Origin of the sequence: Streptomyces sp. NPDC048483 (assembly GCF_040651455.1) — a bacterium.
Lineage (GTDB): Bacteria > Actinomycetota > Actinomycetes > Streptomycetales > Streptomycetaceae > Streptomyces.
In genome coordinates, this window is record NZ_JBEZJZ010000126.1 from 1 (window position 1) to 22,940 (window position 22,940).

18 protein-coding genes and 1 pseudogene are annotated in these 22,940 nt (G+C 72.9%); 1 reads left to right on the plus strand and 18 read right to left on the minus strand.

Annotated elements, in window-relative coordinates:
* The 10 genes and pseudogenes from AB0D04_RS37025 to AB0D04_RS37070 all read right to left on the minus strand — a co-directional run.
* Window positions 1-527: pseudogene (locus AB0D04_RS37025) on the minus strand (hypothetical protein); the annotation flags it as partial.
* A gap of 4 nt (window positions 528-531) precedes the next feature.
* Complete coding sequence (locus AB0D04_RS37030) at window positions 532-2,427, minus strand: Hsp70 family protein (protein WP_362711808.1); 1,896 nt, start codon at window positions 2,425-2,427, stop codon at window positions 532-534.
* On the minus strand, window positions 2,424-4,451 hold the full coding sequence (locus tag AB0D04_RS37035; protein ID WP_362711809.1) for an AAA family ATPase: 2,028 nt from the start codon (window positions 4,449-4,451) through the stop codon (window positions 2,424-2,426). The genes AB0D04_RS37030 and AB0D04_RS37035 overlap by 4 nt, the downstream gene beginning before the upstream one ends.
* A complete protein-coding gene (locus AB0D04_RS37040) occupies window positions 4,448-5,911 on the minus strand; it encodes a hypothetical protein (protein ID WP_362711810.1) in 1,464 nt (487 codons plus the stop codon). Before AB0D04_RS37040 ends, AB0D04_RS37035 begins: the two co-directional genes overlap by 4 nt.
* On the minus strand, window positions 5,908-6,603 hold the full coding sequence (locus AB0D04_RS37045) for a 4Fe-4S single cluster domain-containing protein (protein WP_362711811.1): 696 nt from the start codon (window positions 6,601-6,603) through the stop codon (window positions 5,908-5,910). Before AB0D04_RS37045 ends, AB0D04_RS37040 begins: the two co-directional genes overlap by 4 nt.
* Window positions 6,600-7,706, minus strand: a complete 1,107-nt coding sequence (locus AB0D04_RS37050) for a hypothetical protein (RefSeq protein ID WP_362711812.1) — start codon at window positions 7,704-7,706, stop codon at window positions 6,600-6,602. The genes AB0D04_RS37045 and AB0D04_RS37050 overlap by 4 nt, the downstream gene beginning before the upstream one ends.
* A gap of 2 nt (window positions 7,707-7,708) precedes the next feature.
* On the minus strand, window positions 7,709-8,539 hold the full coding sequence (locus AB0D04_RS37055; RefSeq protein ID WP_362711813.1) for a protein phosphatase 2C domain-containing protein: 831 nt from the start codon (window positions 8,537-8,539) through the stop codon (window positions 7,709-7,711).
* A 19-nt stretch (window positions 8,540-8,558) separates the two neighbouring features.
* Window positions 8,559-9,347: a hypothetical protein gene (locus tag AB0D04_RS37060; protein WP_362711814.1), complete on the minus strand. Its 789-nt coding sequence runs from the start codon at window positions 9,345-9,347 to the stop codon at window positions 8,559-8,561.
* Window positions 9,344-9,556, minus strand: a complete 213-nt coding sequence (locus tag AB0D04_RS37065) for a hypothetical protein (RefSeq protein ID WP_362711815.1) — start codon at window positions 9,554-9,556, stop codon at window positions 9,344-9,346. The genes AB0D04_RS37060 and AB0D04_RS37065 overlap by 4 nt, the downstream gene beginning before the upstream one ends.
* Window positions 9,557-9,768: 212 nt before the next feature.
* Window positions 9,769-10,377 (minus strand): TetR-like C-terminal domain-containing protein, encoded by a 609-nt coding sequence (locus tag AB0D04_RS37070; protein ID WP_362711816.1) that lies wholly within the window; start codon window positions 10,375-10,377, stop codon window positions 9,769-9,771.
* 299 nt (window positions 10,378-10,676) lie between these two features.
* Here AB0D04_RS37070 and AB0D04_RS37075 point away from each other — a divergent pair, with 299 nt between their 5' ends.
* The gene (locus AB0D04_RS37075; RefSeq protein WP_362711817.1) at window positions 10,677-12,002 is read left to right on the plus strand and encodes an AMP-binding protein; all 1,326 of its coding nucleotides are present in this window, start codon (window positions 10,677-10,679) and stop codon (window positions 12,000-12,002) included.
* A gap of 68 nt (window positions 12,003-12,070) precedes the next feature.
* On the opposite strand, the gene AB0D04_RS37080 is transcribed toward AB0D04_RS37075, so the two are convergent.
* The 8 genes from AB0D04_RS37080 to AB0D04_RS37115 form a co-directional block, all read right to left on the minus strand.
* Window positions 12,071-13,144 (minus strand): hypothetical protein, encoded by a 1,074-nt coding sequence (locus tag AB0D04_RS37080; protein WP_362711818.1) that lies wholly within the window; start codon window positions 13,142-13,144, stop codon window positions 12,071-12,073.
* Window positions 13,145-13,207: 63 nt separating this feature from the next.
* Complete coding sequence (locus tag AB0D04_RS37085; RefSeq protein WP_362711819.1) at window positions 13,208-13,894, minus strand: RES family NAD+ phosphorylase; 687 nt, start codon at window positions 13,892-13,894, stop codon at window positions 13,208-13,210.
* Window positions 13,894-14,610: a hypothetical protein gene (locus tag AB0D04_RS37090; protein WP_362711820.1), complete on the minus strand. Its 717-nt coding sequence runs from the start codon at window positions 14,608-14,610 to the stop codon at window positions 13,894-13,896. The genes AB0D04_RS37085 and AB0D04_RS37090 overlap by 1 nt, the downstream gene beginning before the upstream one ends.
* Entirely contained in the window at window positions 14,607-18,230 is a 3,624-nt protein-coding gene (locus AB0D04_RS37095) for a CHAT domain-containing protein (RefSeq protein WP_362711821.1), read from the minus strand. Before AB0D04_RS37095 ends, AB0D04_RS37090 begins: the two co-directional genes overlap by 4 nt.
* A gap of 132 nt (window positions 18,231-18,362) precedes the next feature.
* Window positions 18,363-18,995, minus strand: a complete 633-nt coding sequence (locus AB0D04_RS37100; protein ID WP_362711822.1) for a hypothetical protein — start codon at window positions 18,993-18,995, stop codon at window positions 18,363-18,365.
* 61 nt (window positions 18,996-19,056) lie between these two features.
* Window positions 19,057-19,569: a DUF664 domain-containing protein gene (locus AB0D04_RS37105; protein ID WP_362711823.1), complete on the minus strand. Its 513-nt coding sequence runs from the start codon at window positions 19,567-19,569 to the stop codon at window positions 19,057-19,059.
* Window positions 19,570-19,584: 15 nt separating this feature from the next.
* Window positions 19,585-22,014: a glycosyl hydrolase family 65 protein gene (locus AB0D04_RS37110; RefSeq protein ID WP_362711824.1), complete on the minus strand. Its 2,430-nt coding sequence runs from the start codon at window positions 22,012-22,014 to the stop codon at window positions 19,585-19,587.
* Entirely contained in the window at window positions 22,014-22,775 is a 762-nt protein-coding gene (locus tag AB0D04_RS37115; protein ID WP_362711825.1) for an HAD-IA family hydrolase, read from the minus strand. The genes AB0D04_RS37110 and AB0D04_RS37115 overlap by 1 nt, the downstream gene beginning before the upstream one ends.
* Window positions 22,776-22,940: the final 165 nt, after the last annotated feature.

Here is a 22,940-nt window from a genome sequence, read left to right on the forward strand (position 1 = left end):
GGGGAGATCGGAATTCCTGGTGTAGCGGTGAAATGCGCAGATATCAGGAGGAACACCGGTGGCGAAGTGTCCTGGTAGAGATGGTCCTGGTAGTCGGAGGTGAAGCGGCGCATCGTGTCATCGTCCGAGGCCATCATCGAGGCCCCGAACTCCGCACCGACCTGATTCATGATCTCGTGCAGCAGGACGGTCATATACACCGTCTTGCCCGACGCCTTGGCGCCGACCATGGCGATCATCCGGTCCTCCACCATGCCGAACTGCACCGGCAGCGTCATATGGCACACCGGGCAGATCCGGTACGTCGTGACGCCGTCACAGTCCGGGCACACCGCGGTCGGCTTGCGCCCGTCCGCAGTGAACGCCGGTCCCACGTCGCCGCGTTCCCCCATCCGCTCATCGAGCACCGCGTCCCGCTTACGGGCGCAGCGCTTCTGCGTCCGGCTCGTCCGGCTGTTGCAGCGGAACCCGATCTCCCGCGCGGTGAACGTCTCGTAGCAGTACGGGCAGGTCAGTCTCTTGGCCATGGCGTCACGTCACTTTCAGTCGGTGCAGCGCGGCAGGGCGTACCTCGGGCGTCTCGGCGTCGCGGTCGGCCAGGACGGGGAAGCACACCAGCCAGGACGGTCCGCGCCCGGCGGGGAAGGCGAACTCGACGGACGCCGGCGTGCCGGCCCGCAACGGCCGGGCCGCCACCTCGTGCACGACCGTGCCGTCCTTCGTACTCATCGGGCGGTAGCGGCCGGTGCCGTGGACGATGCGCAGCGCGGGCAGTTCGCAGTGGGTATCGGTCTCGAAGGTGACCGTCGCGATGCGGCCCTTGAGCGTGCGGCGTACGGCGGGCGTGTAGCGCACCACGGGGGACTCGGCGGGTACGAGGAGGGCCGCCGCCCCCTCGCAGCCGACTTGCCCGCCCGCGACCAGGGCCTCCACGGTCAGCGTCACCGCGCCGCGGCCCACGACGAGGTCCAGACCGCCGTCGTGTTCATAGACGCGGCGGGAGCACCGGACGTCCCCGGAGTCGAGCGGGCTGGTGGGCCGGTCGCCCTCGACGCGCCAGCGCACACGCGCGGCGAGGCAGTCGTCGGGCCAGGCCCACAGGACCAGGAGGTGGTCGTCGCGGCGGATGGCCTGGAGGTGGTCGACGGGGACGGCGGCGAGGGCGGCGTTGTCGGTGGTGGGCGGGGGTGTGGGTGCGGTCTCCGTGTCCGGCTCGGGCCCCTGTTCGGGCTCCGGTACGGGCTCGTCGAGCCGGGGCTCCGGTTCCCGTACGGGCTCCTGCTCGGGCTCCGGTGGCTGCGGTTCGTGCCGGGGCGTGGGCCCGGCCTCCGGGGGCGTGGCCGGCGCCGGCTCCGCCGCCACCACCGACTCCGGGGCCTGGCGCCGCTCACGCTCCTGCTGCGGCTCGGGGTCCTGCGGTGCTTCGCGCTCCTGCCGTGGCTCGGGATCCCGAGGCGGCTCGGGGTCCGGACGCCGCCCGGAAGCCGGACCGGACCGTGCCTCGTGCCGCGGCGGCTCTTGCGCCTGCCGCCCCGACAGCACCCGCAACACCCCGAACCCGCTCAGCTGCACCAGCCCCCGTACGACGGCCGACGCGGGCTCCGCGCACCGTACATACAGCCCCAGGCCGTCCTCGAGCGCCTCCGCCAGCCCCTCGGTCGCGCACAGCCCGCCGGCCAGCAGCAGCGCCGTCGGCGCGCCGCCGGGCCGTTCGTCGCCCGCGCTCACCGCGGCCGCGACGGCCTCCCGGGCCCGCCTGCGCAGCGGCGTCACCAGTCGCTCGAACTCGACTCGGTCCAGGGCGACTTCACAGTCCAGGTCCTGCCAGTTCAGCTGCCGGGTACGCGTCTCCCCGTCGCCGATCCCCAGCCGGAGCTCCTCCGCGACCCGGTACAGCGCGGCATCCGGCCGGACATCCTCGGCCGCCCCCGGGTGCGCCGTGGTGATCTGCCGGAGCAGTTCCCCGGCGACGGCCGCGTCCCAATGGTCGCCGCCCAGCGGGTGTGTGGTGGTGTCCGTGATCCGCACGGTGCGGTCGCCGCTGATGGCCAGTGCGGTCAGCTCCAGGGTGGTGGCCCCCTGGTCACAGACCAGGACGGTACTCTCCACCCCGTCCGCGATCGTGCCGTAGTGCAGGGCCACCGCCACCGGATCCGGTACGGCATGCAGCACGTCCAGCCCCGCGCTCCGGGCGGCCCGGCGCAGCGCCAGCTCCTGCCCGCCGGACGGCGACAGTCCGAGCGCCACCTCGCGCGCGGGCCCGTCCGCCTCGGCGTCCGGTGCGAGCGCCAGCAGCTCGGCCAGCGAACTGCCCATGTCCTCGGGAGAGTTAAGGGCAGCCGCCGGGGCCACCACCGGTTGCCCGTCCGGGCCCGGCCAGCCGATCCGGCCGTAGCGGTGCCCCAGGTCGATACCGAGCGTGCTCACGCCTCATCACCGGCCTCGTCGGCGATCACCGGCGTACCGTCGTCGGTCACCGACAGCCGGATCCGGCTCCCGCGCGCCGGCTGGTGTTCGATGAAGTGCCGTACGACTGCCGCGCGCAGCCCCTCCAGCTCATTGCGGATCTGCCGTCCGCCGTACGCCTGCCGCTCGGGGTCGGCCATCCGGGCGGTGATCCAGGGGTGCAGGGCGGCGTGGTCCGGGCGGAGCTCGACATGCCGGCGTTCCCGTACGGAGTCGGTGAGCTGGGCCAGCAGTCGGTCGGCGATGCCGACGATGTGCTCCTGGCGCAGCATGTCGAAGACCACCACGCCCGGCTTGAGCCGCCCGTAGATCTCCGGCCGTCCGATGGTGTGGAACTTCTCCTCCACCGCGTCCGTGAAGTGCGCCTCCAGCGTCTTGTACGGCAGCTCGCCGCCGCGCTCGGCCAGCAGCCCGCGGACGTCCTCGGCACCCGTGTTGGAGGTGAAGATGATCAGGCACTGCGAGAAATACGCGGTCTGGCCGCGGCCGTCGGTGAGCCGGCCGTCCTCCAGGATCTGCAGGAACTTGTCCAGCACCGCCGAATGGGCCTTCTCGATCTCGTCGAAGAGCAGCACGCTGAACGGCCGCTCCTGCACCCGCCGCGTCAGCTCGCCGCCCTGCTCGTACCCCAGATAGCCCGGCGGCGCGCCCGCCAGTCGTTCGGCGGCGTGCTCCTGCTGGTACTCGCTCATGTCGAAGCGGGCGTACGCGCTCTGATCGCCGAAGATCAACTGGGCGACGGCCTTGGCCAGTTCGGTCTTGCCGACGCCGGTCGGCCCGACGAAGAAGAACGAGCCACGCGGCCGGGCCGTCCCCGAGTCCCCGAAGTCCACGCCCACATAGGCCGCCTGGAGCGCCGCGGCCACCGCCTGAACCGCCTTGTCCTGCCCGATCACCCGCCTGCCGAGGTGCCGCGCCGCATGGGCCACGGTCTGCCGGTCCAGCTGGGTCCAGGGATCGACGCTGACATTGAGCCGATGTGCCTGGAGGAGCTTGTCGGGCTTCTGTACGGGCACATCACGGCGCAGGTGGGAGGTACGGGCGAGGGCGTGCAGCTCCCAGCCCGCCATGCCGTCGGTGGCGCCGACCAGCGCCTCGAACTCGCCCGGTGAGGCGCCGTCGCCGCCGCGGAAGTCGTGTCGCAGCAGCGACAGCCACAGCCGCCGCTCCGCCGGATCGGGCGGGCCGATGTGCAGCGTCGCGATCCGCGGATCCTCCTGGTGGAACCAGGCGGGCAGCCGCCCCACATCGCCGACCACACACAGCACCGCGTTACGGGCCCGCGGCTCGGGCCCCGCGCCGGGACCGGGGCGCGGCACGACCGCGCCCGCCATCGCACCGCGCAGCCGCAGATAGCCGAGGGCGGATTCCCGTTCACCGGGCGGCAGGACGTGGTCGACGTCCTGGAAGACGAACGCGGTGGCGGCGTCGGGGGAGGCGGCGAGGCTGCGCACGACGGCCGTCACGTCCTCGAGGGAGGAGAGGCGGCGGGGCGCGCGGGGGCGGAGCAGACCGTCCCCGGCCTGCCGCCGCGCCTCGGCGCGCCGGGTGCCCGCGGGCGCCGTACCGGAACCGGACGGCTCGGATCCGCCGCCGTCCTGGGAGCCGCCCTCGTCCCCGGCCGGGGGACGCGCCCGCGCCGCCAGCTCCTCGAACCGCTCGCGGTGCCCCGGCAGCGGGAACGTCAGCTGGTCCACCGGATCCCACCAGCCCACCACCTCGGCGCCCTGGGCGGCCAGCACCTGTGTCATCAGCAGCCGGAACGGCACCGGCCGCCCCTGCGACCACCACCGGTCATGGACCTGCCCGTCCACGATCACCTGACGGCCCCGGCGCAGCTCCCAGCCGAGCGACACCGCCCACAGCGGCATCAGGGGATTGGCGGTCGCCGCGGCACCCGTTGCTCCTGTTGGCCCCGCGTCCCTCGTCTCCCTCGGTTCCCCTGTCGTCCCCGTGGGCTTGGTCAGCCGGTCCGGCGTGCTCATCGCGTCCTCCGGACATCACGCGACGGCAGCGGATTCCCCCGTTCACGAGGCGGTTTCCCCTCCCACGTCAGCTGCCCGGGCAGGAAGCCGTCGTCGCCCATCGCCTCATGGACCCGCTCCAGCAGGTCCTCCGTACGGTCACAGACCGCGGCGGAGCCCTCCGGCGCGAGGGCCGACACATCGGGTTCGCCGTCGATCGTGTAGACGAGCATCGGGTCGCCGTGGTCGTCGCTGCTGAGCGTCGTCTCGTAGAGGGCGCCGTTGGGCCGCTCGAAGTGCAGGATCAGCCGGGCCCCTTGGTCCTGGCCGCCGGTGAAGGCGAGTCCCTCGCCGGACATCGCTTCCTGTACGGCGCGCGCGAGGGCGCCGCGCCGCTCGTACGCCAGCAGCGCTTCGTCGAGCCGGGCCTCGGCCTCGGGCAGCAGCCGCTCCAGCTCCGACATGGCGGCATCGGCCACGCCTTCGTACCCTGCGGCGAGCGCGTCCTCGACGGCCCGCAGTGCCGCGCTCAGCCGGGCGCCGAGCTCCGTCTCCTCGAAGTCGGCGGCGTCGCGCACGGCATCGTGCACCGCGTCCCGGACGACGCTGAGCCGGCCGGTGACCTCCGCGAGCGCATCGGCGTGCGCCCGCTCCCGCTCCGCCGCCTCGGCCTCCTGCTGCGCCGCCAGCTCGGCGGCCTGCTGCTCCTCCGCCACCCGCCGGTCCCGCTCCTCGGCGGCCCGCCGGTCCCGCTCCTCGGCCTCCGCCGTGCTCTGCCGTACGGTCGCCACATGCCGGTCGATCGCCTGCTCCGCCGTACCCAGCAGCGCCTCGAACCGGACGCCCTGCCCCTCGGCGACGGCCGACCGCAGCCGCTCCAGCAGCTCGGTGCAGCGCCGCTGCCCCGCCTCGTCGAGCGCGGCCCCCTCCGGGCCGACCGCGGCGAGCCGCTCGGCCAGCGCGCCGAGGACCTCTTGATGATCCGTACGCCCCGCGCCGCCCGCCGCCGCGGAGGGCCGTAGCGCCACCACCCGGCCCCGCAGCTCCTCGACCGACGCCTCGACCGCACCGGCCGCATCCCGCCCCAGCCGCTGCCGCAGACGCCCCAACTCGGCCTCCACATCATCCAGTTGAGGAGAGGGGCCGACCTCCTCCCGGGTACGGGCGATCAGCCCCACCACCTCGTTCAGCCGGCGCCCGGCCGCTGCCCCGCGCTCCCGCTCCACCACGGCGGACCTGGCCGCCTGCTGCTCCTGACGCTTTTGCGCCAACTCCGCTTGCCGGCGCTGGATTTCGGCCCGTGACTGCTCCCGGCGCGCGGCCATCCTGCGGGCCCGTTCCTCGGCGAGCCGCCGCCGCTCCTCCGCACGCTCCCGTTCCCGCTGGATCCGCGCCGCGTTCTGCCGCCGCCGTGCGGCCGACTCCCGCTGGATCAACAGCGGTGCCAGCGCGACGACGGCGTACTTCGGTGATCCGCTCATGGTTGTCCCTGTCCCTTCCCGAGCTCTTCCCCCGTGTCGGTCCGCAGTGCGAACCCGTGCTCCGCAAGACGCCGCTCCAGCCCCTCCCGGAAGCCCGGTGCGGGCGGTACCCCCGCCCAGCTGAGCGCGCCGTCCCGGTCCATCGCGAACTCGATGCCCGCGCCGGTGTCCGGCAGCGCCGCCACCTCCGCATAGCGTGTGGTGAGCGGCAGCACCCGCTGGTTGGCCGAGCCGCGCCAGCGCAGATTGCCGTGCCGGGCGGCCACGTACGGGCCGTCCACCAGCAGATCGAGCCGGTCCAGCAGGGCCCGCTGCGCGGGCGTACCCCTGCGCAGTGCCTCGTGCCGGAAGCCGGAGTACGCCATCGCCGAGAAGTCCGGCCGCCGGGCCCGGACCCGGTCGAGCAGCCCGGCCAGCGCCTCGGGCTGACTGAACGGCTCGCCGCCCGACAGCGTCACGCCCTCGATCCCGTCCACCCCGAGCAGCCAACCGGCCAGCTCCGCAACGGACTTGGTCTCCCCGCCCGCGAACGGCAGGGTCTCCGCCGCCACACACCCCCGGCAGCGCAGCGGGCAGCCCTGCACCCACAGGACGGCCCGGAGGCCGGGGCCGAGCACCGCGCACCGGTCGAGGGTGCGCGCCACCGAAATCTGTTCGTGCTGCTCCGTAACCTGCGTGTGCCGCTCGGTCATCTGCGCTCCGCGGATCGGTCCGTAGGGAGGGGGCGACGGCGTGGTGCGGCGGCCACGGGGCCGGGCGGCGGGGCCGGATAGCTGTCGCCGCCGCGCTGCGCCTGGTCGCACCAGGGACACCAGGGCCGCTCGACCGTGTGGCGGTGCCGGGCGTTCACCGCGCAGGTCACCAGGCGCCCCGGCGCCAGCTCCCCCTCCAGAGCCCGCGCCCACTCCGCGGCGCCCGGCCTGGGGCGCGGCGACCGGGCGAAGGCGGACCGGAAGAGCGCCGCCAGCGACCGCGGCAGCAGGTCCGCGGGCGCGGCGGCCCGCGGCAGCGCCACCGAGTCACGGGCGGTCAGCCGGCACCGGCCGCGCAGCACATTGTCGTCGAGGGACAGATACGGGCTGCCGTCCCGGGGATGACCCGCGAACGGATGCAGCCCCGACATCAGCAACTGGTGGACGAGGACGGCCAGGACGAAGTCGTCGGAGGCGGGCTCGGGCGGCGCGCCGGCGGCCCCGATCCGCTCGGGCGCGGTATAGCCCGGGGTCCGCATCCGCCCGCCGAACGCCTCCCGCCCGTCCTGGAATTGCCAGGAGTCCACATCCGCCATGCCGACCCGCCCCCGTTCGTCGACCCACAGATTGTCGGGTTTGAGATCCCCCACCACATAGCCCTCGGCATGCAGTTCCGCGAGCAGCCGGGCGAGCGCGGCCGCGGCGGCCAGCGCGGTCGCCCAGGTCGCCCCCGGCAGCAGCCGCTGCCGGGCCGCCGGGGTGAGCAGCCGGGCGAACGGCCCGAACGCGGCCCGCATATCGGGCATCAGATAGCCGTCCACGCCCCGCCGCACCGTCGTGACGGCCGCCAGCGGCCACGCCAGCCGGCTCGGCTCACCGGCCAGGAGCTGCACCGTGCGCGGCTCGCGCCGCTGCCGTACGAGCCGCTCGATACGCCGCCGGTACGCCGCCGGATCGGCCGGCGCCGGCACCAGCTTGGCCACCAGCGCGGGGGAGTCCCCGCCGCCCGACCCGACCGCGTACACCACCCCCTCCGACCCGCTGCCTATCTGCTCGGTCAGCAGCCACTCGTGGCCGGTGCCCGAGACCACCCTGATCGCCACGCTCAGCCACCTCCCGTCAGCGCGCACACCACCGTCAGGTCGTCGCCGCTGCGCGCCGCGTCCGGGCCGGAGAGCAGGGCCCGTAGTGGCTCGGCATCCCCGCCGTTGGCGCGCAGCGCCGCTGCGGCCCCGCAGAAGAAGCGCCGCGAGGGGAGCGGCCCGGCCGCCGCGGGCAGACCGCGGACGGCGGGATGGTCCAGGGCGAGGGGCACCACCCCGTCGCTGGCCAGGACGACGCCGCTGAGCTCCGGGTCCCACAGGGCAAAGGTGCGTACCCGCAAGGCGGCGCCGGGGGAGGAGAGGAAGACGGTGCCGCCTTCGGGTGCAGGTGGCGGCACGACGAGGTGACACCGCTCGGCCGGGGCGGCCGCTTGCGTATCGCGGGTGAGTACGGCAGCGATGCAGTCGCCCACGGAGAGGAACGCGGCCCAGGGCGGGCGCACCACGGCGGCGACCAGCGTCGAGGCGAGAGCCCCGAGTTCCGGGGAACTACCCTGTCCTTCCCCGGAGTTGAGGACCGCTGCGCCCGCACGCCGCCACCCCTCCACCGTTTCCCCGCCCCGCCCGCTGACCCACTCCGTCCAGGCCGCCGCCCCCTGCGACACCTCCGGTACGCCCTCCCCGAGCACCCGGCAGGCAAGGTCCACCGCGAGATGCGCCCCCAACGAGCTGCGGTCCCGGCTCCCCGCACCGTCTGCGACGGCCAGCACCACCGCCTCGCCCTCCGCGGTCACCGCCGACTTGAATGCGTCCTGGCAGCCCCGCCCCGACGCGAGATGCCGGGTCCCCTGGACCACCGCACCCGCAACCACAAACCCCCGTATTGCCTTCATCAGCCCCGTGAGCCCCTCGTCAGAGCAGATCGTCCGACATCGCATTCATCTGCTGCCGCAGCGCCGCCATCGATGCCACCACGCGATGGATCTCGTCCGCACTCTGTGTCGGATCGACCTTGTCCGAGCTGGTGAAAAGGTGATCGAGGATCTGCCCGAAGTCCAGGCTCTCCAGCATCGACGTGCCCTTCGGCGCCAGCACTTCCAGCATCCGCCGGTCGGCGCCCCGCACCCCGATCGCCTGGAACACACACTCTCCGCCCGCCTCCGCCCGACTCAACAGTCCGGCCGTGACAGCGAGTTCGTCCGCCCCTTGCGGCTCGCCCTCAGCATCGCTGGGCGCCCCGTCGGTCAGCGCCCAGATGAACGGGCGGCGCACCGGGACGCATTGGGCACGCAGCGCTGCACAGCGCTCCCGCGCCAGCGTGAGCGCCGTCTCGACGGCGGGGATCAGCTGGGTGTAGCCGTCCGCGGTCAGCGCCGGCGGATGCATCTCCCGCGCCGGGACGAACAGCCGGTCCGCGGCCGCCGAACCGGCCGGGACCAGCCGCCCCTCCCCGGGGTCGTACACCCGCACCTGCGACGAGAAGGCGATCAGGCACACCTCGACCCGCTCCCGCAGCCGTTCCTGGGACCGTACGCCGTCGAACCACCGCACCAGCGCCGCATTGAGCTCATCGATCCGCGGCCGGTCGTCCGGCCGGCCCATCGAGTCGGACGTGTCCAGCAGGATGACGACGGGCTGCCGCTCGTCATAACCACTGGCGAACGCCATGTCGCCGATGCCGCCCATGTCGTACTCGCTCATCCGCGCACCGCCCCCGCGACCGGCCGGCCCCGCCCGGCATCCCACCGCACCGTCACTTCGCTCCCCGGCAACAGGGCGTCGGCCACCAGCGGCAACGCCCGCACCAGCACCCCGTCCACCAGCACATACGCGTCCGGATCCGGCCAGGTCACCACGCGGCCCACCGAGCCGTCCGCGCAGGGCAACGGCGCCGCACTCCCCGTAATCATGGGGTCACGTTAGAGGACAACGGGGTGCCGGCATCGGCCGTTTCCAGGTATTCGCGAGCGACTTCATCTGATCTCCCCGTGGTGGTGCCGCGTGCGTCGCGGCGGCTTCGAGAGCCTTCTGTATTCAGTGCACCAGAGGGGCTGGGCGTGATCAGGGCGCGATCGGGTCGGATCGCGGATGCGTCCGAAGGCGGGGGCCGGTGAAGGCGTGCTCAGCTGCCGCCGAAGGCGCCGGCCTGGACGGCGTGATAGACGGCCTCGGCGCTGGTGCGGGCGAGGTCGGCCTCGAGGGGGCGACGGTTGATCAGGATGCGGTAATAGATGGGGGCCACCAGGGCGGTGATGATCGCGTCGGGGTCGGTGTCCGGGGGAAGGTCGCCCCGGCCGATGGCGCGGTGCACGAGCTGGTTGGCTTCTTGGCTGGAGTCATCGATGCAGTCGCGGAAGAGTTTTTCGGCGCGTGGGTCAAGGGGGGCCGCCGCGACCATCCTTTCCACGAGGTTGCGGTGGCGAAGGGTCGAAAAGAATTCCAGGTTGGCCTCGGCCAGCGCATGCAGATCCTGCCGGAAGTCCCCGGTGTCAGGGAAGCGGACGAAGCTGCTCCGCTCGGTGAGCAGATCGCAGACGACCCCGTCGACCGTGCGCCATCGTCGGCGGATGGTGGCGGCGTGGACCCCGGAGCGCTGGGCGAGCTTGTCGATGGTGAGTTGGCGGAATTCGGTCGAGCCGAGTTCTTCGAGGGCAGCGGCCAGTACGGCCTCGCGGGTGCGGGCAGTTCGTCCACCTGGGCGAAGCGTGCCGTGCGGCTGTAGATCGGTCATGGTCCTTCGTTGCATAGGCAGTTGGTGTTCGACTAGTGTCCCACTCGATCGCTAACGCGTGCAATGGCGCATTAGGGTGAGGTGCCGCGAGGCGCTGTGCTCATGTATGCAGGCACGGCACGACCGGCCGTGCAGGCACGGGGGTGCTGCACGGCCGGGTGCATGCATCTGAAGAGTCGAGCAAGGGGGATCTCGATGGACTCTCGATCCTGCGCTCCGCGCGGTCCTGATGGGTCAATGCGGCCGGAACGGACCGCCGTTCACCACCACTCGCTGGAACCGATCGGAAAGGTCGGCCCGTGAACGGCCTGGCGGACACCACCGCCCTCACCGGACCCAGGGCCACTGAGCACTTCGCTCACGGAATTCAGGGCCTGGTACGCGAACAGGCGCGACGTACACCCGACCGCATCGCCTGCGCCGACGACGACCGGGCATTGACCTACCAGGAGGTCGAGCTCGCCAGCGACGCGCTGGCCGCCGCGCTGCTCGAGGCGACCGGCGGCCGCGGCGGTGCGGTGGCGGTGCGCCTGGCCAGGAGTGTCGACCTGGCCGTCGCCTACTTGGGGGTGCTCAAAGCCGGGTGCTGGTACGTACCGATGGCGCTCGACGAGCCGGACGAGCGGGTGGCCCTGATGCTCGACGACACCGAGGCCGTCGCCCTGGTGACGGGAACCCCCAACGATCCCGGCACCCCCTTCCTGGGCATACCCACGCTCACCGTCCCTGCTCCGCCGGAGTCCGGTGACCTGCGCCCCCTGGCGGCGGTCCCGGCGGAACGGCCCGCCTATGTGCTGTTCACCTCCGGCTCCACCGGCACCCCCAAAGGCGTGATGGTCGGCAGCGCAGCGCTGTGCAACCGCCTCACCTGGATGCGTCGCACCTACCCGCTGGGCCCGCACGACGTCGTCCTGCAGAAGACCCCCTGCACCGTCAGCGTCTCTGGCTGGGAAATCTTCCTCCCGCTGATCAGCGGCGCACACTGCCAGTACCTCGCGGAAGACGGACACCGCGATCCCCGTGAACTGGCCGACGCCATCCGCCAACACCAGGTGACCGTCTGCCACTTCGTGCCGTCGATGCTGGCCGCGTTCCTGGCCGACCCCACCCTCGTCCGCGCATGCTCCTCCTTGCGCCTGGTGTTCTGCAGCGGCGAGGCCCTGACCGCCGGTCTGGCCGCACGGTTCCAGCGGGCATGCGCGGCCGACCTGGTCAACCTCTACGGCCCGGCCGAGGCCGCCATCGACGTCACGCACTGGCCGGTACCCAACCCGCTCCCACCGGACCGGTCCGTCCTGATCGGCCGTCCGATCGACAACACGGACCTCCATGTGCTCGATCACCAGGGACGCCCCGTGCCTGCCGGGGAACGAGGGGAACTGTGGATCGGCGGCACGCCGGTGGCGCTGGGCTACGCAGGCCGGCCCGCGGCGACCGACGCGGTGTTCCGCCATCTGGCCGGGGAGCGGTGCTTTCGCACCGGTGACCTGGTGCGCGTCGTCGGCGGGGAGCTGGAATACCTGGGGTGGGTCGACGACCAGATGCCGGTGTGGGGCCCGGACCCGCACCTCCCGGCCACCTCCGAACCCCGCGCCTTCCGCGCCTGCCGTCTGTCCCGTGCGTAGCTTCCGGGCGGAGGTGCGCAAGGGGCCGACGGGCCCGCCGACCCGCAGGCCCTGCCGTCAGGGCCGTCTCATGGCCCGGCTCCCGTAAGCATCCGCACCACCAGGGCCGCCGCCGCGGGCCGGCGCACCACCAGGTGGAGGTCCCAGCGTGCGCCGCGTGCCAGCTCCGCTTCGAGGGCGGCCCACAGGGCCCGGGTGCTCTCTTCGTACGGCAGGCCGCCCCGGCCCGAGCCGAGCAGGGGGAAGCACACCGAACGCAGCGGCGGATCGAACCGGTCGTGTTCCTCGGCCAGTACGGCGAGGGCCCGGCCCGCCGCGCGGGTGATGTCTGCGGGCAGGACGTCGTAGTCGTTGGTGCCGGCGCGGGGTACCGCGACGGCGGCGTGGTAGATGCGGCGGATGCCCTGCGAAGTGAGTGCGCCCGATCCGGTTGCGGCGACCGTGCCGGGCAGTACCGGGCGCCCCAACGCCCCCTGTTCCACGGCCCATTGACGGATCTCGTCATGGACCGGGTCCGCGGTCACCTCGCCCGTCAGCCCGCGCCGGGCGCCGCCGCGGCGCAGCGAGGCGGCCACCGAGGACTTGTACCGCTCGGGCAGCGCCAGATAGGTATTGACCGGCGAGACCACCACATCCACGTCGCGCAGCAGGTCCACCGGATGGACGTGCAGGGTGACGGTCACGGTCCGGCCGTCGACCGGGACGGCGAGGGAGTGGTGGGTGCGGGCGCTGACCGCCGGGTGCCCGGAGTCCTCGGTGCCGGTCGCCGTGGCCAGCCGGGCCACCTGCTCCGCGATCTGGTCCAGCACCACGGCCTCCTGGTCCTTGCGGAACCGTTCGACGCTGACCCCGTAGAGCGAGGCCGCGCGCCTACGGCGGTCGGCGCCCGGCCAGTCCCGCGTGCCGGGAGTCAGCCCGAGCGTGTACGAGGCCGCCTCCTGGAGCGTGCCGCCGCCCAGCCGCGAGACGGCGAGACGAAGGAGTTCCTCGACGGTCTGCCGACTGCCACTGGTTTTCAACTCACCGGCCACGCGGGCAAGTTCGGGCACGTCCAGGCGGCGCAGCCGGACGATTCCGGCGCGTCGGATCGACTTGATCTCGTCGAGGAGCGCGGCATGGTCGACGGGGGAGTGCGGCGGCATGGCGGCAACGATCGCACCGGGCGCCCGCACTCACAAGCGCCTTGGCCGGCTTGCCCGACCCGCTCAGCCCGCCGGTGGCACGACCGCCGCCCGCAGCGGCGCGAGCAGCCGGTTCAGCTTCGCCAGGCCGCCCGGCGAGCCGAGATCCGGAATCCCGGCACCCGCCGGATCGCCGTCAGCGCCGTCGCCCCCGTCCTTGAACGGCTCGTCCGCGCAGCGGTCACCGAAGAACACCATCGCCTGCCGCGGGCGATGCCGCCGGGACTGCCACACCAACCCCTGCGCCGTGGGCACTTGGGCACGCAGCTCGGCCGCCCAGCGACGGGTCTGTGCATAGCTCGGCCCGTCCGCCTCCAGCAGCCAGGAGTCCTGGCAGACATCGGCCAGATCCTCCTCGGTGAGCAGCGGGATCAACGTCAGGTCGGTACGGGTGCGCAGCACACTCAGCGATTTGCCGGCGATTGCGGCATACGGCAGGAGCCGCATCCCGGTTGCCACATCGAAGTCCAGGTCCCGCAGGAAGACCTCGGCCAGCGCGGTGGCCGGCCCGGCGCCCGCGTACAGATACGGGTACGGGTCGTCGGCGGTCCCGTCGAAGCGGTTGCCGCCGAAGTGCGCGTCGACGGCGACCGGGTTGAAGCCGTCGGCAGGGCGGGTGGACTTGTGGCAGCGCCACAGTTCCGTACCGGCCGGGAGGGTGTAGGGCTTCGGCGCCATCCGGTACGCGTGCGGGGCGATGCGGTTGGCCATCAGTCCGCCCCCACCATGGCCGCGGCGGCACCGGTCAGCGTCTCGTCGGGCAGCTCCCCGATGAGCGCGGCGGGCCGCCCGCCGAGCCAGACATTGCCGCTCAGCCACCAGTCGGCGGCGCCCCACGGGTCCCGGTCCGCCATGAGGAGATGGTTGATGTACCGGACGACGGGCGGGATGACGGCGCGGTTGCCGCCGCCGTCGCCGGTGAACTGGAAGGCGGGGTAGCGGGGGCCGCGGACGGGATCGTCCAGGCGGATCAGTCCGGGGGCGGGTGCGTGGCCGGCGCACCGTGCCCGTACCTCCGCATCGGACAGCGACGGTTCGGCCAGCAGACGCCGCCGCACCGCCGCCCTGATCTCCGCGGTTTCCGGAGGGGGCGACGGATCGGCCGGGGGCGGGTCGGCGAGCCAGGACAGCAGCTCCCGCGCCTGCTCCGCGATCAGCGGGTCGTCCATGACGGGGGCGGCGGCCCCTCGTGGGGAATCCAGCGCGGCGCGGACCGGATGATCCAGGGGCAGCGGCAACAGCGCCAGCCGTACCCCTTGCAGGGCCTTGCGGCGCGCCCGCGTGTCGTCCCGGGCATCGGAGACCGCCCGCAACCGGGCGACGAGCGTGGCCTGCTGGTCGTCGTCCAAAGCCGCCTGAATGCTCGCCCAGTGCCCTCTGATCAGGGCGAGCAGCGGCGACGGTGCCTCGTTCCGGTACTCGTTCACCGGCGTCCTCCCGGGTGTCCCTGATGAATGAAGGCGGCCCAGACGGCCGGGCGGTCCAGGCCGGGCCGGTCCTTGTCGCGCAGCAGCTCACCCGTGAGGGTGGGGGGCGCCTTGCGGTCCGGATCCAGCATCCAGAGCTGGGCCGCCCGCAGGGCATCGGCCGGGGTCAGGCCCCCGGCGGCCATCGCATGGTGGAACACCGCCATCATCAGGGCCGAACCGCCGTCGTCGGTGGTCCAGCGCGACCCCACCACATCCCGCGCGCCGCGCGCCAGGAACGCCGTGGTCAGGGTCATTGCCTCGTCGTGGTCGCGGGTGCTGAGATCCGTCTCGCAGGCACTGAGCACCACCAGTGGCCCGCTCCGGTCCGCCGCCCCACCGCCCGGCTGCCGGTCCAGCAGCCGGGTCACCGTCAGCATCCCCAGATCCGGCGTGGCCCCCGGCCCGCCGTTCTCCGGGGGCAGGGACTCGGTCTCGTCCGGGAAGCCCAGATGCAGCGCCGAGACCGTGGGCCGGGTGCCGGCCGAGCCGTGCGAGGCCACATGCAGGAGCGAGACCCGTTCCCGGTCGGGAGCGTCGGAGAAGAGCGCAAGCAGTTCGTCGGGCGTCCCCAACCCCCTTGGCTCCACCGGGGGTTCGTAGAACTCCCCGTACAGGCGGGCCTCCGGATAACACCCCTGGTGCAGCGCCGTCACCTCCTGCTCCGCGCGCGTCAGATCCATCCGGGGGTCGGCCACCAGCACCGCCGCCGAACCCGCCGGCATCCGCTCCCGCCCGAGCGTGCGCAGGAACTGGCCGCCCGACGCGGCATACGTCGTCACCATGATCTGGCAGAGGTAGCGCTGCCGGGCCCCCTCGGGCAGCCGGGCGGCATGCCACGGCACGACCCCCAGGTTTCCGCACGGTACGAGGACGATCCGGGGCGGTCCCGGACGGTCGGTGCGCCGGTCCGGATTGGCGGCCAGGCGCTCGGCGACGCCGTAGAGCACCGGCCCCATCGCGGCCTTCCAGGCCCAGTCGCACAGCCCCGACAGGGCGTCCTCCCAGGCCCGTTCGGCCACCTCCCGCTCGTCCGCCCCGGCATCCGGCGGGAGCTGCGAGCGCGCCGCGGCCGCATCCAGGTAGGTCTCCAGCGGCCGGACCGCCGCACCGGTCATCTCCGGCAGCGCCAGCACTCCCGTACCGACGTCCGGGCCCAGTACGACGGCCGCGCCGGGGTCCTCGCCGCGGCCGGGGAGCAGATACACCAGCGCGTCGGCGTCCGCGTCCGCGACCCCGGCGCGCAGCTCGTCCACCGTCGGAGTGGTGAACAGCTGCCGATGGGCGCCGTGTTGCCGGTAACCGAGCGCTTCCAGGGCGCGGCGGCGCAGGGTGCTGGGCAGCTCCGGTCCGACCTCGTCCGTTGTGGAGGCATCTACCGGAGCGGACTGCCGCCAGGATGCGGCGAGTTCCGGGTGCCCGTGCTCCTCCAGCAGCGCCGGGATGTCGGCGCCTGTCGATGCGGCCTGCAGGACGAGGGAACGGCCGACCTCCAGCGTCGCGACCGCCTCCTCCACCTGCCCGTTGACGGCGGCCCGCCAGGCCGCGGTGAGCCCGTGGTCGGCGGCCGCCCGTGCCGCCAACAGGCCGTGTTCCACGCCCAGTTGGAGCAGTACATCGGCGGATCGGGACCGCAGGGACGCCAGCGCGGCGTCCGTGGAGGCGCGAAGGTCCGCGACATCCTCGCTGCGGTGCCAGCGGGACCAGTAGAGGTCGGCCAGCTTCCACAGGGCATCGCCGGCGAGCGAGGTTCCGTACCCCTCCGTGATGCGCCGGCGGATCCACTCCACCTCGGTGATCGCCCGTTCCAGGTCGGCGCGGTCCTTGGACCGGTCGAACAGCAGGCACCAGCCCATGGCGGTGCTCCAGCGCACCCGCGTCTGCCAGTTGAGGGACGGGGTGGATTCCGTCGGCTCCTCGGGCGGCGCCTCCTGGTCGAGGGCGGCACGGAGCTCCTCGGGATCAGAGGTGTAGGAGGCGTGTAGGGCGCGGGCGGTGGTGGTCAGCGCGGACATCACCGGGGCGGCGTAGCCGGGTATTTCTTCGGCGGTGGCGGCCGCGTGCAGATACTCCGCGCCCCGGCGGCGGTCCGTGTCGTCGTTCCGTAGCATGCCGCGGTCCAGATACGCCTGGCCCAGGGCCATCGTGACCACGATGGCGACCTCGCCCGATTCCGGCGCGGCCGCCCGCAGCCGCTCCAGCTCCTCCAGGCAGGCGTCCAGAGCGCCCAGGTCCTCCTCCTGCACGGCACGGCTCGCCCGCGTGACCGCGGCCATTACGGCGTAATGGGTGGCCGCCAACCGGGCGTGCGGGTTGTCCGGGGCGATCGGGGACTCGGCGAGCTGCTGCTTCGCCAGCTCCGTCAACCGGTCGGCGAGGTCGAAGTCCTGAATGGTGCCGCCCGCGGCCTGTGAGGACTGCATGACCCCCGCGAGGGTGAGCCGGAGGAGTCGGGACATCTCGTCGTCCTCGGGCAGCTGGTCCAGCGTGGGAAGCAGTCGGCCGAGGGCGGCGTTGACCTGGTCCGGGTCACCGTTGAGGAAGGCCTCGCGCACCTTGAGTCCGACGGACAGCAGCGCATCCTGGGCCAGGGAGCTGGGGGTGTTCTGCTGCGGATCGAGGGGCCGGTCCAGCTCCTCCGTCTGGCGGCGGAGCTGCTCCGCGCTGAGCGAACCGGGCGCGTGCTGTTCCAGGAAGGCCAGCATCTGGGCGGTCTGCCGCGCCATGTCCGCCGGAGGGCTCGCGTCCGCCGGAGGGCTCGTGTCCGCCGGAGGGGTTCCGTCCGGCGGAGGGCTTGCGGCCGTGGCGCTGTCGTTCCCGCCGTTGCTCACGCCGCTGAGCCCGCTGAGGTCGGCCAGGGCGCGCAGCTGATCCCGGAAGGGGAAGGTGGCCGGTACGGCATTCAACAGGGCGTCGACGTCCAGGGCTCCGGTCCCGGGGGAGGCCTCTTCGGAGGCGGCGTCGGCGGCCAGCAGGGCGAAGACCGGCAGCATGGACTCCGTGAACTGCCGCAACTCCGGAGGGAGCGGCATGCCCTGCACCGATGTCAGCAGCTCATGAAGCTCCCGGACGTCAAAGTCCGACGGCGATATCCCCGCCTTGTCCCGCAGCTGCCAGTCCATCAGCCCTGCGAACCCCGCCTCCGGGAGGCTCAGGCCCGCCGGCACCGTGAGCATCAGCAGGAACATCGCGGCGCACTGTGCCTCCCGCTCGCCCAGCGCCCCGCCGGCCTCGCGCGCACCGCGCAGATGGCGCAGGGCCAGGCTCCGGTCCCGGTCCTGGGCGCCGCCCGGGTCCAGGGCGCCGGCCTCCTCGCGCCGGTGGAGGTGACGGAAGCCGTACAGCGCTCCCAGCCGGAGGGTCACCGGGGCCCAGAGCGATTCCTCCGGCCCCAACAACGTCTGCAGCTCCGCCAGTTCGGAGGTGAGACGGTCGAAGGTCCCGACGGAGTCGGTATCGATGTCGGTGTCGGTTCCGGTGTGCCCGGTGGGCGCGTCCCTCAGGAAGGGGATCACCACATCCGCCCGCCCCATGACCTCCCGCGCCCAGGCCCGTACACCCATCAGCCCGCCGCCGTCCATGCACGCCTCCCCGTAGCCGCGTCCCCCGTGCTGCGCCCATCATGCCCGGCCGGGCGGCCCGTGTCGGGTGCTCGGCGGGGATCGGTCGAACCTCGCCCAGGAGCCGCCCAGGAACCGACCGGAACCGCCACCTCAGTCGTCCGGCGAACCGTCTGACGAACCGTCTGACGAACCGCCTGATGAGCCGCCTGACGAACCGCCCGATGAGCGGTCCGGCGAGCCCGATGCCCGCAGATCCGCCCGCATCTGCCGCCGCATCACCCGCAGCCGCGACCACAGCTCATCGATCGCCTCCTGTACGGCATCGAGCGATTCCCCCTGACGCGGCGCCCCCCGATCGAGCCGCAGCAGCATGCCGTACGTGGCGTTCAGGGCGTGATTGATCTCCCCGGCGAGGTCGAGCACCGGCTCGGGGACCTGGAGCTGGGCCTCCGCGTAGCAGTCCCGGTGCGCGCCCCGTGCCTCGTCGAGCTGTTGCCGTATGTCCTGCGTGGCGTCCCCGTACAACAGGGCGTGCTTGTGGTCCGTCAACGCCGCCAGATACTGACGCGACGTCATATTGAGGGCGACGTAATCGATCCGCCGTGTCTCCCGTCCGGCCCGCAGCTCCTGCGCCCGCAGCTCCTCCCGGTGCCGGCGGTCCGCGTGCTCGAGTTCCCGCTGTTTGCTGCGGTCCGCCGCGCGCTGGGTCAGCAGCGCCGACAGCAGCGTCCCCAGCACCCCCACGAACGCCGCCCCCAGAGCGGCCGCCGTCCCCGTGTCCATCGTCGGCTCCCCCCGCCTGCCCGACCCCCGGCCGATGATGCCCCAGCACCGCACCCCGCGACTATGAGCGTCGCAGCACACCCCGGATGAACGCGGCCTGCCCCGCATGCTGCAGATCATCCGCGATGACGCTCATCAGCCGCACCCCCAGCGTGACCGGCGGCGCCCAGCCCTCGTCGACGATCCGCTCCAGGTCCTTGACGTGGAGGCCCTTGATGTACCGGACCGTGTTGTCGTGCACCGCCCCGTGGTAGCCGTTCAGCAGCTGCCGGCTCACGTCGCGTACCGCCGCCACGTCCTCGGGGGAGTGGCCGAAACCGGTGTCGGCGTCCGCGAACGGCAGCGCGAACCGTTCGTACCAGCCCTGTGCGGTCCAGATCTGCTCGGTGCCGGCCGCGTCGGCGATGTGGTCGTCCTGGATGCGGGTGAGGTGCCAGACGAGCCAGCCGATCGAATTGGCGTTCTCGTCGATACGGGCGCTGAGCTCGTCGGTGCCGAGTCCGGAGAGGACATCGTCGACGACCTCCCGGATGCGCCAGAAGGCATCGGTGAGGAGCTCCGTGGTGGCAGTCATGACAAGGCTCCCTTCTCATGGGGTCGGGGCACCGGAGGTGGACACCGGGAGGTCGAGCCAGCGGGACGTCCCCGGCGCGACCGTGAACATCCGTCCCCCGAGCCGTACGCGGACCGCTCCGTTGCCCCCGTCGGGTACGGCGACCCGTAGCCGCTCCGCCCGCAGATGCAGGCCGATGTCCCAGTGCCGCCGGTAGCGGATCCGTACCGCGAACTTCGAGAGCTGAGGGAGGGGCGCCGGCGACAGCCACAGCGCATCGTCGCGGGTTTCCAGGCCGGTCATGCCGCGCTGGACGAGATCCAGGGTGCCCGCCATCGCGCCCAGATGGATGCCCTCCGTGGTGGTGCCGCCCTGGAGGTCCGCGACATCGCCGGTCAGCGCCTCCTCGCAGTACGACCAGGCGTCGTCGTGCCGTACCCGCGCCAGCACCCAGGCGTGGACCAGGGCGCTCAGCGTCGAGCCGTGGCTCGTCCGGGCCAGGTAGTACACGACGGTATTGCGCCAGATGTCGTCGTCGAGTGCGTAGCCGAGCTGCCGGAAGACCTCGGCGAGTTCCGTCGGCGAGAACAGGTAGCCCAGCATCAGCACATCGGCCTGTTTGGAGGCCTGATAGCGGTTGACGGTGTCACCCTCCGACTCCAGGATCCGGTCCAGCCGCCGGATGTCGCCGTACCGTCTGCGGTACTCCGCCCAGTCGAGCTCCCGCAGGTCCCCGTAGCCCGCGAACTGGCTGATGACGCCCTGGTGGTACGGCACGTGGAGCCGGTGCGCGATGTCGTCCCAGCGCGCCATGTCCTCGTCGCCCAGATGGTTGCGCTCACACAGCTCCCGGCGGCACGCCGCGGGGAGCGTGCGGCCGAGATCGAGCGCCCGCATCAGCACCCAGGCGGCGGTGACATTGGTGTACGCATTGTCGTCCAGCCCCGGTTCCGCCGCTTCCGGATAGCCGTCGTGGTACTCGTCCGGCCCGACGACCCCACGGATGCGATACCGGCCCAGGTCCGGATCCCAGGTCGCACAGTCCGCCCAGAACCGGGCGATCTGCAGCAGCATCTCCGCGCCATGGCCGTACAGATACTCCGTATCGCCGCTGGCCTGGCAGTACTGCCAGATGTTGTACGCGACCGCCGAGCCGACATGATGCTGCAGATGCGAATGGTCGGGCAGCCAGCGCCCCGACCGCGGGTTCAGATGGAGCTGCTGGGTCTCCTCGCGGCCGTCGCTGCCGCTCTGCCACGGGTACATCGCCCCCGCGCGGCCCGCCTCCTGCGCCGCCCGGCAGGCCGCGGGCAGCCGCCGGTGACGGTAGTCCAGCAGCGCCCGGGAGACCTCCGGGAGGTGCAGATTCAGGAACGGCAGCACAAACAGTTCGTCCCAGAAGACGTGCCCGCGGTACGCCTCGCCGTGCAGACCGCGCGCCGGTACGCCGACGTCCAGCTCGGCGGTGTGCGGCGAGAGCGTCTGCAGCACATGGAAGAGATGCAGCCGCAGGATCACGCCCGCCTCCCCGGGCACATCCAGCTTCGCCCGCTGCCACAGGTGCTCCCAGGCGGCGCGGTGCGAGGCCAGCAGCCGCGGGAAGTCCGGGGCCGCCACCGCGCCGTCGACGGCCGCGCGCAGCGGGCTGCCGATCGCCGGGTCGCGCGAGGTGTGCAGCGCCACGGTCTTGTCGACGACGGCGGTCGCCCCCGTCCCGAGGACGGCCAGCCGCAGCTGCTGGTCGACCCGCCGCGCCGTGCGCTCGGTCGTCCGCGGGGACGCGCCCTCCGCCGACCCCACCTGGATCCGGGCGGCCAGCGCGATACCGACGTCCGAGTCGAGGGTGCGGCACGTCAGCCACACGGTGTCGCCCTCTTCGCCGCCGCAGTCCCAGCCACCGAGATGCCGGCCGGCCAGCTCCCGGTAGCGCGCCACGCCGTCATTACGGACATCGCCGTCGATCCCCGTCTCCACCTCCAGCTCGCCCGACCACCCGTCAGCGGTGAACAGCGTGCGCAGCGCGGCCAGATGAGGGTCTTCCATATGGACGAGGCGGGTCTGCTTCACCCGCAGCCGCCGCCCCTCGCCGTCCTCGTACGTCGACCAGCGCGTCAGCGTGCCGTGCCGCAGATCCAGCGTCTGCCGGTGCGCCGCCAGCTGGGGGTGATCCGGGGAGAGCCACGGGCCCGGGGGCGCGTCCGAGGGGCGGATGCGGTAGCGCAGCGGCAGCCAGTTCGGCAGGTTGACCATGTCCTCGTTCTCGACCTGCCGGCCCGCCACTGTGGACGTCAGCCGGTTGTAGCAGCCCGCCGCGTAGGTGCCCGGATAGTGGACGGGCCCGGCCGGTGTCTCGGACGCCGCGCCCCGCGTGACGAAATAGCCGTTGCCGAGCGCGCACAGCGTTTCGCGCAGCCGCTCCGCCTGCGGGTCGTAGCCCTGGTACGACCAGGTCCAGCCCGAGGCCATCAGTCCTCCCCGGAGAGCAGCAGCTCGCCCGGGTCGGCCACGACCAGATCCGCGCCGCTGCGGCGCAGGTCGGCCGCGCTGGTCGGGCCCGCCGTCCGGTCCACGCCCACCACCAGGCCGAAGCCGCCGCGCCGGCCCGCCTGAACACCGGCGAGCGCGTCCTCCACCACGGCGGTGTCCCGCGCCGCGACCCCCAGCCGCCGGGCCGCCTCCGCGAAGAGCGCAGGATCCGGCTTGCCCGGCAGTCCCAGCCGCCGCGCCTCGTTGCCGTCCACCACCGCCTCGACGAGCTCCAGCACGCCCGCCGCCGACAGGACCTCGCCCGCGTGCCGGGAGGACGAGACCGCGGCACACGGCACCCGCTCGTGCCGCAGCGCGTGCAGCAACCGCACCGTGCCGGGCCAGGCGGCGACGCCGTCCCTTTGCAGACCGGCCGTGAACAGCTCGTCCTTACGGGCCGCGACCGCCCGCACGGTGTCCGTACCCGGCGCATCGTCCGGCTCGCCGAGCGGCAGCCGCATCCCCCGGGAGGCGAGGAACGCGGCCGCCCCGTCCTGCCGGGAACGCCCGTCGACGTAGCGCAGATACTCGTCCACCGCATCGAACGGCGGCTGCCGCCCGACGGTCCGCAGACAGGCGTCGAAAGCGCCCTTCCAGGCGGCCGCGTGCAGCCGGGCGGAGTCGATGATCACCCCGTCGGTGTCGAAGACCACGGCCCGCAGCGGACGCAGGCACGCGGCCAGGGACGGCGCGCCGCTCATGACGACGAATCCCCTCGTCAGGGCCTCCTTGCCGGACCTCCTCGCCGGGGCTCTCTGCCGGGCCTCGCCAGGGTCCTCTCCGGCTGGAAGACGGTCGCGGTGACCCCGATGATCGGCGTCAACGACGTCCAGAACGAGGTCTTCAAGGTCGATGACGCCACCGAG

Coding starts and splice junctions, on each gene's coding strand:
- AB0D04_RS37060 (WP_362711814.1), bottom strand. CDS start 9,347: ATGAGCGAGTACGACATGGGCGGCATCGGCGACATGGCGTTCGCCAGT.
- AB0D04_RS37055 (WP_362711813.1), bottom strand. CDS start 8,539: ATGAAGGCAATACGGGGGTTTGTGGTTGCGGGTGCGGTGGTCCAGGGG.
- AB0D04_RS37085 (WP_362711819.1), bottom strand. CDS start 13,894: ATGGCCAACCGCATCGCCCCGCACGCGTACCGGATGGCGCCGAAGCCC.
- AB0D04_RS37070 (WP_362711816.1), bottom strand. CDS start 10,377: ATGACCGATCTACAGCCGCACGGCACGCTTCGCCCAGGTGGACGAACT.
- AB0D04_RS37080 (WP_362711818.1), bottom strand. CDS start 13,144: ATGCCGCCGCACTCCCCCGTCGACCATGCCGCGCTCCTCGACGAGATC.
- AB0D04_RS37095 (WP_362711821.1), bottom strand. CDS start 18,230: ATGGACGGCGGCGGGCTGATGGGTGTACGGGCCTGGGCGCGGGAGGTC.
- AB0D04_RS37040 (WP_362711810.1), bottom strand. CDS start 5,911: ATGAGCGGATCACCGAAGTACGCCGTCGTCGCGCTGGCACCGCTGTTG.
- AB0D04_RS37100 (WP_362711822.1), bottom strand. CDS start 18,995: ATGGACACGGGGACGGCGGCCGCTCTGGGGGCGGCGTTCGTGGGGGTG.
- AB0D04_RS37110 (WP_362711824.1), bottom strand. CDS start 22,014: ATGGCCTCGGGCTGGACCTGGTCGTACCAGGGCTACGACCCGCAGGCG.
- AB0D04_RS37115 (WP_362711825.1), bottom strand. CDS start 22,775: ATGAGCGGCGCGCCGTCCCTGGCCGCGTGCCTGCGTCCGCTGCGGGCC.
- AB0D04_RS37065 (WP_362711815.1), bottom strand. CDS start 9,556: ATGATTACGGGGAGTGCGGCGCCGTTGCCCTGCGCGGACGGCTCGGTG.
- AB0D04_RS37035 (WP_362711809.1), bottom strand. CDS start 4,451: ATGAGCACGCCGGACCGGCTGACCAAGCCCACGGGGACGACAGGGGAA.
- AB0D04_RS37105 (WP_362711823.1), bottom strand. CDS start 19,569: ATGACTGCCACCACGGAGCTCCTCACCGATGCCTTCTGGCGCATCCGG.
- AB0D04_RS37045 (WP_362711811.1), bottom strand. CDS start 6,603: ATGACCGAGCGGCACACGCAGGTTACGGAGCAGCACGAACAGATTTCG.